The 14,191-nt window shown below is 65.1% G+C and carries 14 protein-coding genes and 2 pseudogenes; 8 read left to right on the top strand and 8 right to left on the bottom strand.

What is annotated here, in order from left to right; all coding sequences use genetic code 11:
- Window positions 1–35: 35 nt before the first annotated feature.
- Together E1742_RS14490 and E1742_RS14485 are read right to left on the bottom strand one after the other, a co-directional pair.
- On the bottom strand, window positions 36–281 hold the full coding sequence (locus E1742_RS14490; RefSeq protein WP_134385615.1) for a hypothetical protein: 246 nt from the start codon (window positions 279–281) through the stop codon (window positions 36–38).
- Window positions 282–484: 203 nt separating this feature from the next.
- On the bottom strand, window positions 485–823 hold the full coding sequence (locus E1742_RS14485) for a YkgJ family cysteine cluster protein (protein ID WP_206076681.1): 339 nt from the start codon (window positions 821–823) through the stop codon (window positions 485–487).
- 74 nt (window positions 824–897) lie between these two features.
- Here E1742_RS14485 and lhpI point away from each other — a divergent pair, with 74 nt between their 5' ends.
- Window positions 898–1,812 (top strand): bifunctional Delta(1)-pyrroline-2-carboxylate/Delta(1)-piperideine-2-carboxylate reductase, encoded by a 915-nt coding sequence (gene lhpI, locus E1742_RS14480; protein WP_134385613.1) that lies wholly within the window; start codon window positions 898–900, stop codon window positions 1,810–1,812.
- On the opposite strand, the gene E1742_RS14475 is transcribed toward lhpI, so the two are convergent.
- Genes E1742_RS14475 through E1742_RS14465 form a run of 3 tightly spaced genes read right to left on the bottom strand, consistent with a single transcriptional unit; the run spans window position 1,799 to window position 6,589 of the window.
- Entirely contained in the window at window positions 1,799–2,707 is a 909-nt protein-coding gene (locus E1742_RS14475; protein WP_229465982.1) for an EamA family transporter, read from the bottom strand. The genes lhpI and E1742_RS14475 overlap by 14 nt on opposite strands.
- Window positions 2,704–4,866, bottom strand: a complete 2,163-nt coding sequence (locus E1742_RS14470; protein WP_134385612.1) for an FUSC family protein — start codon at window positions 4,864–4,866, stop codon at window positions 2,704–2,706. Before E1742_RS14470 ends, E1742_RS14475 begins: the two co-directional genes overlap by 4 nt.
- Window positions 4,867–4,900: 34 nt before the next feature.
- Window positions 4,901–6,589, bottom strand: coding sequence for a M14 family zinc carboxypeptidase (locus E1742_RS14465; protein ID WP_134385611.1), 1,689 nt, complete (start codon window positions 6,587–6,589; stop codon window positions 4,901–4,903).
- A gap of 147 nt (window positions 6,590–6,736) precedes the next feature.
- On the opposite strand from E1742_RS14465, the gene E1742_RS27255 reads away from it, so the two are divergent.
- The 6 genes from E1742_RS27255 (at window position 6,737) to E1742_RS14440 (ending at window position 10,039) form a co-directional block, all read left to right on the top strand.
- Window positions 6,737–7,096, top strand: a complete 360-nt coding sequence (locus E1742_RS27255; RefSeq protein ID WP_307721877.1) for a hypothetical protein — start codon at window positions 6,737–6,739, stop codon at window positions 7,094–7,096.
- Between the two features lie 25 nt (window positions 7,097–7,121).
- Entirely contained in the window at window positions 7,122–7,250 is a 129-nt protein-coding gene (locus tag E1742_RS27250; RefSeq protein WP_307721876.1) for a BrnT family toxin, read from the top strand.
- A complete protein-coding gene (locus tag E1742_RS14455; protein ID WP_134385610.1) occupies window positions 7,237–7,530 on the top strand; it encodes a BrnA antitoxin family protein in 294 nt (97 codons plus the stop codon). Before E1742_RS27250 ends, E1742_RS14455 begins: the two co-directional genes overlap by 14 nt.
- 372 nt (window positions 7,531–7,902) lie before the next feature.
- On the top strand, window positions 7,903–8,805 hold the full coding sequence (locus E1742_RS14450; protein WP_206076680.1) for an MBL fold metallo-hydrolase: 903 nt from the start codon (window positions 7,903–7,905) through the stop codon (window positions 8,803–8,805).
- A gap of 73 nt (window positions 8,806–8,878) precedes the next feature.
- On the top strand, window positions 8,879–9,454 hold the full coding sequence (locus E1742_RS14445; RefSeq protein WP_134385609.1) for a hypothetical protein: 576 nt from the start codon (window positions 8,879–8,881) through the stop codon (window positions 9,452–9,454).
- A 36-nt stretch (window positions 9,455–9,490) separates the two neighbouring features.
- Window positions 9,491–10,039, top strand: coding sequence for a glutathione peroxidase (locus E1742_RS14440; protein WP_134385608.1), 549 nt, complete (start codon window positions 9,491–9,493; stop codon window positions 10,037–10,039).
- A gap of 25 nt (window positions 10,040–10,064) precedes the next feature.
- Here the strand turns inward: E1742_RS14440 and E1742_RS14435 are convergent, their stop codons facing one another.
- Together E1742_RS14435 and E1742_RS14430 are read right to left on the bottom strand one after the other, a co-directional pair.
- Window positions 10,065–10,628 carry an NADPH-dependent FMN reductase gene (locus E1742_RS14435; protein WP_134385607.1) on the bottom strand — a complete coding sequence of 188 codons (564 nt, stop codon included), beginning with the start codon at window positions 10,626–10,628 and terminating at the stop codon, window positions 10,065–10,067.
- A 282-nt stretch (window positions 10,629–10,910) separates the two neighbouring features.
- Window positions 10,911–11,338: pseudogene (locus E1742_RS14430) on the bottom strand (NAD(P)H-dependent oxidoreductase); the annotation flags it as partial.
- On the opposite strand from E1742_RS14430, the pseudogene E1742_RS14425 reads away from it, so the two are divergent.
- Window positions 11,309–11,898 (top strand): annotated as a pseudogene (locus E1742_RS14425) (LysR substrate-binding domain-containing protein); the annotation flags it as partial. The pseudogenes E1742_RS14430 and E1742_RS14425 overlap by 30 nt on opposite strands.
- Window positions 11,899–11,963: 65 nt before the next feature.
- Here the strand turns inward: E1742_RS14425 and E1742_RS14420 are convergent.
- The gene (locus E1742_RS14420; protein WP_134385604.1) at window positions 11,964–14,120 is read right to left on the bottom strand and encodes a S46 family peptidase; all 2,157 of its coding nucleotides are present in this window, start codon (window positions 14,118–14,120) and stop codon (window positions 11,964–11,966) included.
- Window positions 14,121–14,191: the final 71 nt, after the last annotated feature.

Genomic DNA, 14,191 nt, shown 5'->3' with positions numbered 1-14,191 from the left:
TGCCGGCTTTTTTCATGGTCGCGGCAGTGCGCGGGTCAGTCGCGGCCGGCGAGGTTGCGCAGCTCGGCAGCCTGGTTCGGTTGCGATTCTTCGAACTGCTGGGCAAAACGCAGCAGGCCCGCGCGGTCGCGCAGCATGCTCGCTTGCGAGGCGCTGCCGTGCGACGTGGCGGCGGTGGCCGGCGCGGCGGCGACAAGGGCACGCAGGAAGTTGAGGGCGGCGCGGCCCACGTTGTCGAGATAGCCGCCCGTGGCCTGGGTGGTGATGATAGCGGTGGACATGACTGACTCTCCTTTAAAACCCGGAAGCCCGGGACATTTGTTTTGACCTTTGATGCAATGCAGTATAGGTCGCGGCCAGTCATAAGGAAACTTTTGATTTGTGATGTGTTCCATTCACATTCGGCATTTCTCGATCAGGCGAGAAAATTTCCTATGGGAAAAACCTATAACCGTCCATAAGCAAACGATATAAGAAGGGCGGATCAGAATGCAACCGGGCTTGCCGTTTCCAACGGCGCCAGCCCATACGCGCCGCGCGCCTTGTCGCACTCCGGTGTATAGGCCATGAACTCGCGGCACGTGCTCGAGCGTTGTGGATAGATCGTGCAGCCGACGTCGCTTCCTACCTTGCCAGCCAGCGCCACGCAGCGCGATGGCGCGCGCTCGGTGCCGCGCATGGCGATGCGGTAGGGGGTGATGGGAATGGTCAGGTGCTGCGGCACGGTGCCGCCGGGATGCGCATCGCTTTCGCCCCAGTAGAAGGAGACGCGGTAGTGCGCGCAGCAGGCGCCGCAGGCCTGGCAACTGTTCGGATCGGACACGCTGGACATCGGTGCAGGGTTCGGAACGGGAATCCGATTATGATAGCAGCGAGATAACATCCTGGGGAGATGCCATGACCGACCGCGATGCCACTGCCCGGCTGCTGCCGTGGCCCGACCTGGTCGACGCGTTGCGCACCGCCGTGGTGGAGCTGGCGGACGGCCATATTCGCTGTCCCGCGCGCCAGGTCGAACCGCTCCAGGGGGGCGGGGCGCTGCTGTCGATGCTGGCCACGGCGCCCGATTGCGCCATCCACAAGCTCATTGCCGTGGTGCCGGACAATCCCGCGCGCGGCCTGCCGACCATTGCCGGCCAGCTCAGCGTGGTCGATGGCGCCACCGGCGCGCTGCGGCTCGTGCTGGACGGCGCCACCGTGACGGCGCGCCGCACGGCCGCGTTATCGATGCTGGGCATCTCGACCCTGCTGGGCCGCCCGCCGCGCCACGTGCTGCTGGCGGGAACGGGAACGCAGGCACTGCACCACGCGCAGGCATTGGCGGCGCTGTATCCGCAGGCCCTGCTGGGCGTGGCCGGCCGCACCGCGGAGGCGGCGGTGCGCTTCTGCGCCTCGCTGGACGGCATGGATGCCCGCCCGGCGCTGCTGGCGCGTCCGGAGCCGGATGTGGACGTCGTCATCACTTGTACCACCAGCCGCCAGCCCATCTACACCCAGCCGGCGCAGGCGGGCCGGCTGATTATCGCGACGGGGGTATTTCACCCGGATGCCGCGGAGATCGGCGAGGAAACGGTGCGCGCCAGCCGCCTGTACGTCGACGACCGCCATGGCGCGGCGCATGAAGCGGGCGACCTGATACGCGCCGGGGCCGACTGGAGCCACGTGCATGCGATTGCCGCCGCGATGGGCCACAACGCGTCGGCGGATGACGAACCGGTGCTGTTCAAGACGGTCGGATGTGCCGCGTGGGACCTGGCCGCGGCAAGGGTGGCGCTGGCGCGCCTGGAATACGACGCCGTCAACGCCGACTGAAAAGTCGCCCGCCAAACATCACGCAGCCCAGTGCCAGCACGATCAGGGCGATGCCCGACCACTGCCAGGGCGTGATGGATTCGTCCAGCACCAGCATGCCGGACGTGATGCCGACCACGGGCACGCCCAGGCTGAACGGCGCCACCCGGTTGGCGGGGTAGCGCTTCAGCAGCGACGTCCACAGGCCGTAGCCGACCACGGTGGCCATCCAGCCCAGGTAGGCCACGGCGCACCAGGTGACGAGCGGCGCATCCTGCCACTGCCAGCGCGCGGCCGGCCCATCGAACAGCAGCGACAGGACGACGAACGGCAGGATCGGCGTCAGGCTGCTCCAGACGAGAAAAGCCAGCGGATCGAAGCCGGGGGAAAGCCGCTGCGCATGGCGCACGACGATGTTCGACGCTGCCCACATGGCCGCGCCGGCCACGCACAGCGCGAAGCCGGCCGCCGTCGTCTCCGTGCCCAGTGCCGCCGCGCCCACGTAATTCATGCCGAAACACGCCAGGCCCAGCGCCGCCAGGAACAGCCCGGCCAGCAGTTGCCGGCTGGGCCGCTCGCCCAGCAGCAGGAAGCCGCACAAGGCGGTGAAGAAGACCTGCGTCTGCAGCAGCACGGAGGCAAGCGACGCGGACATCCCGACTTTCAGCGACAGGAACACGAAGCCGAACTGGCCGACGCCCTGGAACAGCCCATACAGCAGCATCCAGCGTGCCTGCAGCACCGGCGGGCGCACGAGCAACACCAGCGGCAGCACGGCAAAGACGTAACGGCCCGCGCCCAGCTGGAAGGGCGTCAGATGCCGCAGGCCGTACTTCATCGCGACGAAATTGGTGCCCCAGATGACGACGACGGCCAGTGCCGCCAGCAGGTCGCGGGGCGCCATTTTTCCGTTCATCCCTGCACCACGTTACGTTCGATCGCTTCGCTGTGCACGATGATTTTCTCCGCATCGGCCTGCAGCAGGCGGATGCGGCGCTGCACCACGGGCCAGCCGGGCCATGCCACCGAGCCCGCGTCCGGGATGACAGGTTCCGTCGTCGCCGTTTCCGGCAGGGTGACCGTCACGCCATGCCGCGCCAGCGCCGTCGTCAGCGTGCGGCCGACCTGGGCATGGCTGGTCTCCAGCATCGCATTGACCTCGCGCGCCGGAATGTCCTTGACGTGCCGGCGCAGGATCGCGCGCAGTGCCGCCACGTGCGCCACCAGCAGGTAGTTCTGCACGATGAACAGGTTGATGTCTTCCACCGCGCGCTGCTTGCTGGCCGGTTCGTCCAGCATCCGCACCAGCGCCGCCGACAGGCCGGCCAGGCTGTCCATCAGCCCCTTGCGCTGGATGCGGTAGGGGAAATCGTTGCGGCATTTCCCCTGCAGCAGATCGAAACTCGCTTCCATGTAGCGCATGTTCGCCGCCAGCACCTGCTGGATCAGCTTGGGCAATGTCTGGTACTCCCAGCTGGCCAGCACGAAGCTGAACACGGTGGCGACGGCCGCGCCGATGAAGGTGTCGATCAGCCGCTCGGTGATGACGTTGTGCCCGCCGCCGGCCGCCAGATGCATCTGCAGCAGGATCATGATGGAGACGGCGATGGCCGTGTAGCGGTAGCGCAGGTAGACGAAGGTCGGCGTCGCCACCGTCGCCACGATCAGCACCGTCAACGTCACGGCCGGGTAGTCGAACCACTTCAGGATGATGGCCGTGATGACGCAGCCGATCACGGTGCCGACGATGCGATCGCCGCGGCGCTGCTTCGTCATCGAGAAGCTGGGCCGCAGGATGATGACGATGGTAAGAATGATCCAGTAGCTGTGCGCCGCGTACGGCAGCAACGTGCCGATGGCAAGACCCACGGCAATGGCCATCGCCACGCGCAGCGAGAAGCGGAAGATGGGCGAATCCATGCGCAGGTGCGACAGCATCACCTGCAGCTCGTACTTCTGCTGCGACAGGAACGGCTGCATGTCCGCATCGCTCCAGAACGGCGTGCTGTCGTAGGCTTTCTGGCTGGCCACGTGCAGCTCGCCGATCATGTTGATGATGGCACGCACCTTGTTGCGCTGTGCGCGCAGCACCGCCAGCGCCTCCTGCTGCGGCCTGCCGGCATCGATCTCCCGTTGCAGGCGCGCCAGTTCCGCCTCGATGGCTTCCAGCTCGGGCGCATAGCTGATCGACGCATACGACACGCGCTTGCGCGTGACGGCGTACGCCACCGACTCGATGTCGCGGGCCGCCTTGAACGCCAGATCGTGCAGCGATTTCAGGGCCGGCGTGTCGACCAGGTGCACGCGCAGCTGCGCATAGTCCGTGTGCGTGGACAGGATCAGCTCATACAGGTCGAGCATGCAGACGTGCACCTGAACCACGATGGCATCCTTGCGGTTCTGGTGCGCGCGCAGGATCAGGTCACGCGAGGCCTGCTGCCGGTCGGCCAGCAATGCCTGGTGGCGTACCAGCTTGTTGAACTGTTCCGTCAGGTTGTAGCGCGTGTCGTAGAAGTCGGCCTTGATGTCGATGTACGCGGCCAGCTCGAACAGCGCCTCGGCCAGCACCTGCTGCTTGATGCGGTGGCGCAGCAGGTACGATACCCCCATCGCGTAGGCCAGGTAGGCCAGACCGCCCAGCATGAACAGCCCGGCGTGCGTCAGCGCCTGCGCCGGCGTCAAGCGGTGTTCCATCGACATCGTCATGATGAACAGCGTCGCCAGTTGCAGCGGCATCGACTTCTTGCCGTAGACGACCATCATGCTGGCAAAGAAGCTGAGCGACACCAGCACGACGATCAGCAGCCAGAAATAGGGCGCGCACAGGCTGACGACCAGGGTCACGATACTGCACAACAGCACCGACGCCAGCATCTCGTTGAACTTGTGGCGCAGCGGGCTGGGAAGGTCCATCAGCGCCGTGCAGAGTGCACCGATGCCCACGGACAGCGCCGTCGGCATGCTTGATACCGCCAGCGTCAGCCAGATGATGCCGATCAGGCCGGCGCCGAAGCGCAGCCCGAGGTGGAAGTAGTGACTGTAGAAGAAGGTGCGCGGATTTAAGGCGTAGTGCATCGGCTGATGCGAAACGTTATTTGGCGCAGCCATCTCACGCGATCGCCAGCACCGGATAACGGCGCCACTCGGGCTCCGCGTGGCGCGCGCAATTGTGCAGGATAAAGTGCAGCACCGCGTCCTGGTCGGACAGCTTGTCCGGATTGGCCGCCTTCCATGCGTCGAATTTCGCCTTCAGCTCCGGTTCCTCGCGCAGCAGCTCCACCGCGGTGTCCTCGAACACGTAGTCCGAAATGGCTTCCTTCTTTTCCAGCACGGAGTTGAAGAAGCCCCAGCGGAAAAAGCTGTCGTGGCCCTGCGGCTCCAGCGTTTCGACGGCGTAGCGGGCGTTGTCCTGGTCCAGCGGCACATACCAGTCGCCGGCGGCCAGCGTGAACGTGCCGGTGCGCTTCTCGACCTGCACGTCGTCGTGGAACATGTGGCCTTCGTACGCGGTCGCGCGGGTGGACAGTTCGCCGATGTGATAGTACTGCGCCGTGACGGTCGCCGGCGCCTCGATGCGCGTCATCGTGACGCCGTTCCACTGCAGCCGTTCGACGACCTCGCGCCAGGCCTGCGGCACGACGTACGCCTTCGGTACCGTCACCACGGTGTCGGCCACGAAATTGCTGAAGTACGGGATGTCCTTTTCAAACGGCTTGCTGCGGTCGTACGACAGTCGCGTGTAGTTCCCCAAGATGCTGGCGTGGCGGCGCGCCTCGTAGCCGTGGAAGCGGAACGTCGTCGGATTGGCTTCGTCCATTTTCCACGTTACCGGCCATTCTTTCCGTTCGCGCTGCTCGGCCTTGGCCTGAGCGCGCAGGGCGCGGATCTGCGCCCCGTGCCGGACGGTGAACTCGCGTGTCACGTCGATCAGCGTGCGCATCGACTCGTAGCGGTCCTGGTACGGCTTGAGCATGTGCGTCTCGGGCATGAAGCCGATGATGTTGTGCAGCGCCGTGAAGCCCGTCGAGAAGCGCGGCACCTCGAGGAATTCGGCGATACCGTCATCCGGCGTTTCCTTGACGGGATTGACGTACGGGCAGGTGGGCCAGCCGCGCGCCGCCATCTCGCTGAAGATATGCGGCAGCATCGCCCGTCGCAGGAACGGCCCCAGAGGGCTGCCCAGTTTGTCGGCCTGCGTGTGAATCAGCGTCATCGTGTACGTGTAGTCGGCGCCGTTGGACGTGTGCGTGTCGACCATCACGTCCGGGTCCCAGGCCGTGATCAGCTGGTTGAAGAAGCGCGCGTTGAGCGTGTCGCATTTGACGAAGTCGCGGTTCAGGTCCAGGTGGCGGCTGTTGCCGCGAAAGCCGAACAGCTCGGGACCAATCTGGTTCGGACGCGACGTGTTGGCGCGGTTCAGGCAACCGTCCACGTTGTACACCGGGACGAACAGCAGCACGGTGTCGCCCAGCGCCGCCAGCTGCGCCTTGTCGAAGCACAGGTCGCGCACGATGGCCATGCAGGCGTCGATCCCCTCCGGTTCGCCCGGATGGATGCCATTATTGTTGAAGAAGACGGTGCGGCCGGCGCGCTTGATCTGCTCCCGGTCGAATACGCCGTCCGCGCTGACGATGCCCACGTGCAGCGGGATGCCGCCGTCCGATACCCCGGCCTGCTCGAACTGCAATACGCCGGGAAAGCGCCGCGCCAGTGTCTCGTAAAAGGCGATGCAATCGGTCCACAGCGTGGTCTGGTTCTGGTTGCCCTGTTCGTAGGGCGTGAGCATTTCTGGGTGCATGGTCTGGATCTCAGGTGCAAGGTGGAAGACGGCCCGCCGGGTATGCGGCCGAGAGCGATTGTAGCACTGGAGCATCTTACGGCCTCCGGCGAAACCGGGCGGAAACGTGCTGCCGCCTGCCTCACACATCGACGCCAATGCCCAGCCGTGGCGGACTATTTCCTGATCACCGTGGAGCGCACGGACGACAACCGCGCTAGCACCATGACGCACATCCTGAACGACTTCGACGGGTACTCGTGCGATTTGGAAGGGGACGTGATGGACAAACCGATCACGAAACGCCGCCGCCGAACTTCTGTGATGGCGGATAGCGCGATCCGCCGTTGGCTTATCAATTTTCGTAGCCACAAAAAAATGTTGATCGTACGGTTTTTTGTAGCTACACTTATTCATATGGACATCGCATTCGACACCATCAAATGCACCGCCAACGTGGAGAAGCACGGCGTTTCTCTGGCGGCCAGCTTCGATCGAATGGGACTCCGCGCTGACTTGGCCCGATGAGCGCCACAACTACGGCAAAGCGCGCATGTGCGCCATCGCGTATATCGGCGACCGCCTGCACTATGTCGTATATGTGGACCGTGAAGAAGTGCGCTGCATTATCAGCCTGCGCAAAGCGAACTTGAGAGAGGTAAAACGATATGCCGAAACTTAAACCGGGGACGGTTTTCCCCACTGCAGAGGAAGACGCCGCCATCACCCAGGCAGCAATGTCGGATCCAGATTCGTCCCCCTACACTGACGCCGAGTGGGCGAATGTGAAGCCCAAGCGCGGCCGTGGCCGGCCCGCTGGCAGTGGCACGAAGGAGGCTGCTACGATTCGCTATGACCGTGATCTGCTGGAAGCCTTCAAGGGCACCGGCGACGGCTGGCAAACGCGCATGAACAACGCGCTGCGCGAGTGGGCCAAAGACCATCAGCTCATCACCAGCTGAAACCGCACACCTGCAGTCGGGGCGTGGGTCGCTGCGCAGGCGTCGAGGGGCCGTGTCGTGACGGATGAGCTACACGCCACAGCCGTGCTCAAGCATGGGTGAAAGCACGATGAGCGGCCTGCGGACCGCCTCTACGCCAAAGGCAAGGCCGCGCCGCAATCCGCCGCCATCGGCCCCATCCTCGTGCTTTTACCCGCGCCTGTGCGCGACGTCCATTTGCCCCCGGATAGTCGGGATCGTCGCGTCGCGTGCAGTGCGCACCATGACCGTGCCTTCGACGGTCACGCCTGCCCGATCAAGCCGCGGCACTTTCCAGGCGCCGGACGGGACAGCAACATGCTATATCTGGTGCATTCACATCAGGGAGGACCGATGAAACGCATCCTGATCCTGCTGGCGCTTCTGGTCGGCAATTTTGCTATGGCGCAGCAAGTTGCCGCGCCCCGTTATGCCCTGGCACTGCCTGCCGCCGAGGCACCGGCGGCGGAGAGTTCCGTGCAGTTCATCGGTACGGCCACCGTATTGATCCGCTACCAGGGCCTGACGATCCTGACGGACCCGAACTTCCTGCACAAGGGCGATCACGTGCACCTGGGCTATGGCCTGACGTCGGAGCGGCTGACGAATCCCGCCATCGAGTTCGAGGCGCTGCCGCCGGTCGACCTGGTCTTGCTGTCGCATCTGCACGACGACCACTTCGACAAGATGGTGCGCGAAAAGCTGGACCGCAATATTCCCATCGTCACGACGGGATCGGCCAGTGGCAAGCTGCGCGAGATGGGCTTCAGGAAGGTGTACGGGCTGGAGACGTGGGAAGCGCTGCAGGTGGCAAAGGGGGCGGCGTCGCTGCGCCTGACGTCGATGCCCGGCCGGCATGGTCCGCTGGCGGCGGCCGCGCTGCTGCCATCCGTGATGGGTACGATGCTCGATTTCGACGGTGCCGGTAAATACCGCATCTACGTCAGCGGCGATACGATGGTCTACGACGATATCGACGAGATCCCCCGGCGCTACCCCGGCATCGACCTGGCCCTGCTGCACCTGGGCGGCACCCGCATCCTCGGCCTCGTCACGGTGACGATGGATGCGAAGGAGGGCGTACGGATGCTGCGGCTGATCGCGCCGCAGCGGGCCATCCCGATTCACTACAACGACTACACCGTGTTCAAGTCGCCCTTGTCCGACTTCCAGCAGGCCGTCGAGGAAGCGGGGCTGGCCGACAAGGTGAGTTACCTGAAGCACGGCGAAACGTACCGCTTCACGCCGCGCCGCTAGGGTTTGCGCCAGCGCATGGCGCCGCGGGCCGGCCCGTGCTATCACGGCTGCTGGCCAACCACCGGGAGCGGCGATGAGATGCTGGACGATTGCAACCCTGCTGTTGCCGCTGCTATGCCACGCGGCCGGGCCGGCGCACGTGGCGATTCCCGCCGGCCCGGCGCGGCCGCTGCAATCCACGATCGGCTTTTTCGACGATACGACGGCGTTCATCCACGTATACGGGCTGACACTGCTCGTCGATCCGGCACCCGGCTCGGACGTGCCGGCCGATCTGGTGCTGCTGACGCAACCGCTCGCCTGGCACGCGATCACGGGGCAGGGCCGGCCCCTGCAGATCTGGGACCGGCTGGCGGTCCGCAAGGGCCGCACCCGCCTGCACGTCACGGCGCTGCCCGATCCGCACGGGCGCCAGGCGGCGCTGCTGCTCGATTTCAGTCCGTCGTGCCGCATCCTCGTCCACAGCGCGATACTGGACGCGCCCGACATCGGAACGATCCCGCGCCACTATCCGGGCGCCCGACTGGCGCTGCTGCGCGATGCGGACGGTCCCCTGCTGATGACGCTTGCCGACGACGGGACGGCTGCGACGCTGCAGCGCGGGCAGGCGCTGCGCATCGGTCCTGCATGCGGCGGCAAAGCGCGCTAACATGAACGATTGACCATTCACCGCAAAGGACTTCGCATGAGCAATTCCATCCTCGACATTCCGCTGCAACGCATCGACGGCAGCGCCGACACGCTGGCAGGCCACCGCGGCAAGGTGCTGCTGGTCGTGAACGTGGCATCGAAATGCGGCCTGACGCCGCAGTACGAAGGGCTTGAAAAGCTGTATCAGGAACGGCGCGCGCAAGGCCTGGAAGTGCTGGGCTTCCCCGCCAATAATTTCAAAGAGCAGGAGCCGGGAACGGATGCGGAAATCAGCTCGTTCTGCTCGCTGAACTACGGCGTGACGTTCCCGCTGTTCTCCAAGATTTCCGTGGTGGGCGCGGACCAGCATCCGTTGTACACGGCGCTGACAGCCGCGCGGCCGGTAGCGGAAGGCGACGGGCCGTTTCGCGAGAAGCTGACGCAATACGGCATTCAGGCGGCGAAGCCGGACGACGTGCTGTGGAACTTCGAGAAATTCGTGATCGGCCGGGACGGCACCGTGGCCGCGCGCTTCGCCCCGGACGTGACGGCCGACGACCCGCGACTGCTGGCCGCCATCGACGCGGAGCTGGCCAAGGCCTGAACAGGCAGGCCGCGGCCGTCAGGCTTCAGCCCTGGCGGGCGTTGGCCTCCACCCACTGTTCAAAGGCCGCGCCGAACGTCGTCAGCAGCGTCCTGGTCTGCTCGTTGTTGACGGTGCCGTCTTCCGCCAGGAAGCCGGCGGAGCCGCCGATATACATTTCCGGCCCCGCCATCACCGGCGAATTCAACGCGACCATCGTCTGCCGCACGTGATGGTTGGCGCCGAAGCCGCCGATGGCACCGGGCGACTGCGAGACGACGGCGGACGGCTTCCTGTCCCAGATGCTGTGTCCCCATGGCCGCGAACCCACGTCGATGGCATTTTTCAGCGCGCCGGGGATCGAGCGGTTGTATTCCGGTGTGACGAACAGCACGGCGTCGGCACTGCGCAGCGCGTCGCGAAACGCCGTCCACGCGGCTGGGGGCGTGCCGGCATCGTCCAGGTCCTGGTTGTACAGCGGCAGGTCGCCCAGCTCCACGAACTCGCACTGCAGCGATGGCGGCAACACGGCCGCGATGGCCTGTGCATATTTGCGGGTCAGCGATTCCTTGCGCAGGCTGCCGACGAGGACAGCGATCTTCTTGGTCATATGGATTGCCTTTCAGTGTGGGAGATGTGGAAAAGGCAATGTACATCAGGACGCGAAAAGGCGCAGAGCACGTCCGCATCGCGCCCCGCGCAGGGCGCCCGGCCATGCAGCCAACGCGCCGCTTTCGTCGCCTGCGGACGTCCGATACACCTCGATGTGCCATGAATAATCGTACACGCTCTGCTCCACGACCGCCCTGAAGCCTTGCATTATTTCCAGTGGCATATATCAGAAGTGCGTCAACACGCCCCTGAATCGCAGAAATGGCCTTTGGGTGGGGCGTTACACATCAGCTGCCACGTGTGCGGCAAATCCCGTCATCCCTGGTGCCACGTCCTCTTTCAACGCAAGCGCCGGGATGTTGTAATCGCCCCGGTTCTGCTGGCGGTACGGGATTGGCGGTGTTGTCGCCAGCGTATCGAGCCGCCGGCCCAGCTCCCCGCAGATATCGCTGTAGCGCATGTCGTCCATGCGGCTGCTCCGGTAGACAACGAGCGGCGGCAGCACGTCGAAGCCGGGATCGTGCAGGATCCCGTGGTGGATGGGGAACAGCAGATCGTCCAGCGGCCAGTTGATGCCCCGTGCGCTGTGGTGGGATTCCCAGCCGCCCGTGGTCACGACCAGCATGGCGCGCTTGCCGGCCAATGTGCCTTCGCCGTAGCGGTCACCCCAGCGGCATCCGAATGCTCGCCGATGCCATAGGCGAAACCCCGACGGCGCTGCTGCCCGAGCTGCCGCGCCACGGACCCAGGCGCCCGGCACCCGGCTGGCAGCTGTCGAACTCAATCCCACGCGGCTGGCGCGCCAGATGGGGCAGGGCGACATCGACCTGGCCTTCCACACGACGGACGGCGCGCCGCCGGGACTGCGGCGGCGCACGCTGTTCACGGAATGCTACGTGCTGGCCGGCGGCGCAGGTCATCCGCACCTGCGCCGCCGCCCGACCATGGCGCGCTTCTGCGCACTGGAGCATGTGATCGTCTCGCCCGACGGCGGCGGCTTTCATGCCGTGACGGCCGACGCGCTGGCGGGCGTCGGCCTGGCGCGCCGCGTGGCGCTGTCGGTACCGCATTTCCTGTTCGTGCGCGCGGTGCTCGGAACCACGGACCTGGTCGCGATGCTGCCCGATCGGCTGCGGGGCAGCACGCTGCGTACCGTGGCGCCACCGCTCGAAGTGCCGGGCTACGAGATGTCGATGTTGTGGCACGAACGCGTCCACCGCGACCCGGCGCACCGGTGGCCGCGCGAAGCAATCGCAGCGGCCGTGTAAAAGAACCCGGCCTCACCAAAAAAAACCACGCCCGAGGGCGTGGCTGCATGCAAAAGCGGGAGAACTTATTGCGCGCCCATTTCCTTGAGCAGGTTGTCGGCCTTGTCGACGTGCTTCATGTTCCACAGGATGTAGCGCAGATCGACCTGGATGTCGCGCGTGTTGGCCTTGTTGAAGTCCCAGTCCGAGATGATCGAATCGAGCGTGCCGTCGAAGGCCAGGCCAACCAGCTCGCCCTTGGCGTTCAGCGCGGCCGAACCGGAGTTGCCGCCGGTGATGTCCAGCGTGGCCAGGAAGTTGACGGGGACCGTCTTCAGTTTCGGATCGACGAACTTGCCGAAGTCTTTTGCCTTGATGGCGGCCAGCTGCGCTTGCGGCGCATTGAATTCGCCTTTGCCCGTCGCTTTGGCGGCAACGCCGTTGACGGTGGTGAACGCGGTCCACGTGGTGCCGTCGGCGCCTGTCGGACGGCCCGCGATATTGCCGTAGGTGACGCGCAAGGTGCTGTTGGCGTCCGGGTAGACGGCCTGGCCGCGGCTCTTCATGAACGCGATCTTCGCTTTCATGTAGCTGCCGTACGCCTGCTGCAGCTTGCCGGCCAGTTCCTCTTCTTGCGCTTCCTCCTTCATGTCGGCGTCGAACGTGGAGACGGCGGCCTTGATGAAACTGTCGCCGCTGGCCTGGAAGTCGGCCGGTTTCTTGTCCAGCCACGCGCTGCGCTCGGCGTCGTTCCCCAGCTTGGTGCCGGCGTACAGCTTGTCCAGCGCAGCCGACAAGTCGGCATCGCTCATGCCCGGCTTGATCCCCAGCGCCGTGTTAAAGGCGGCTTTCTGCTCGGCCGCCGGCTGCGCCAGATAGTTCTTCAGGTGGTGCATGGCGATCGCCTTGTCGACCTTGGCGTCGTACGTGCGCACCAGCGCGGCCACGCGTGCCTTGATACGCGGCAGGTCGCGCGTCTGGTAGCCGGCCTTGCGCTCCGCGTCCGGCTTCTGCGATTCGACGGCCAGGCGGTACAGCATATGGGCCGTCGACAGCAGCTTCGGTTGCGCATAGCCGAAATTGAAGTTGCGCTTGACGGCGGCGTCGCGCTCGGCGATCAGGTGCTCGACCTTGCCGATGTCGGCCGCGTATTCGGCGCGGCGTTTCGCGTCGGCGTTGACCCAGGCCTTGAGCTCTTCGTGCTGCGCCGTCTTGCGGGCCAGGAAGTCGCTGCCGGCATAGGAATCGAGCATGCCCTGGCGGTTCTTGTAGTAGTTATTGATGCTGGCGACCTGGCCGGCGTACTTCAGCGCCACGTCCTTGTTGTCCTTCGTTTCGCGGTCGATGATTGCCAGCGTTTCGCCGGATGCCTTGACGAATGCCGGGTAGGCCCAGTCGAACGTGAACTGCACTTCGGACGGCAGGCGGTGGCGGTTGGTGCGGCCCGGGTAGCCCATGGCCATGACGAAGTCGCCTTCCTTGACGCCTTCCTTCGCCAGCTTCAGGAAGTGCTGCGGAACGTACGGCACGTTGTCGCGGCTGTAGTCGGCGGCCTTGCCATCCTTGCTGACATAGGCCCGGTAGAAGCCGTAGTCGCCCGTGTGGCGCGGCCACATCCAGTTGTCGGTATCGCCGCCGAATTTACCCACGCCCGATGGCGGCGCGTGTACAAGGCGCACGTCGCGAATTTCCAGCTGCTTGATCTGGTAGAACTCCAGGCCGCCGTAGAACGAGGGCACGGTGCAGCGATGGCCGGGATCCTTCTCGCAGGCCGCCACAAGCGCCTTCTGGTTCTTCTCGATCGCGTCGCTGCGCGCCTTGCCGGACAGGCTGGCCACTTCGGGCGTTACAACCTTGTCCGTGACGTTCAGCACCTCTTTCGTGACGAAGATGCGCGAGCCGGGCGCGGCCGGCAGTTCCTCGGCCAGCGAGTGGGCCACGAAGCCATTGGCCAGCAGGTCGCGTTGCGGGGTGGAGTTCTGCGCCACGCTGTCGTAGACGCAGTGGTGATTGGTGACCACAAGACCCTGCGGCGACACGAACGAGGCCGAGCAGCCGCCCAGGCTGACGATAGCGCCGGCAGGGAATTCGGTCAGTTTGGTCAGGCTGGCGGGGTCGAGCTTCAGGCCGGCAGCCTTGAGCTGCTTGGCGATCTGCGGCAGTTGCTGCGGCATCCACATGCCTTCATCCGCATGGACGGACGTGGCGGACAGGACGGCAAGCGCGAGAAGTGATTTTTTCATGCTTATCTTTGAATGAGTGGAGTGGCGCGCCGAAGTATCCGCACGGCGTGCCAGTTCGTCAATCTCAAAAT

It is taken from the genome of Pseudoduganella plicata (assembly GCF_004421005.1).
GTDB classification, from domain to species: Bacteria; Pseudomonadota; Gammaproteobacteria; order Burkholderiales; family Burkholderiaceae_D; genus Rugamonas; species Rugamonas plicata.
Note: the sequence above shows the minus strand (reverse complement) of the source record. Positions and strands in the feature narration are given on the sequence as shown.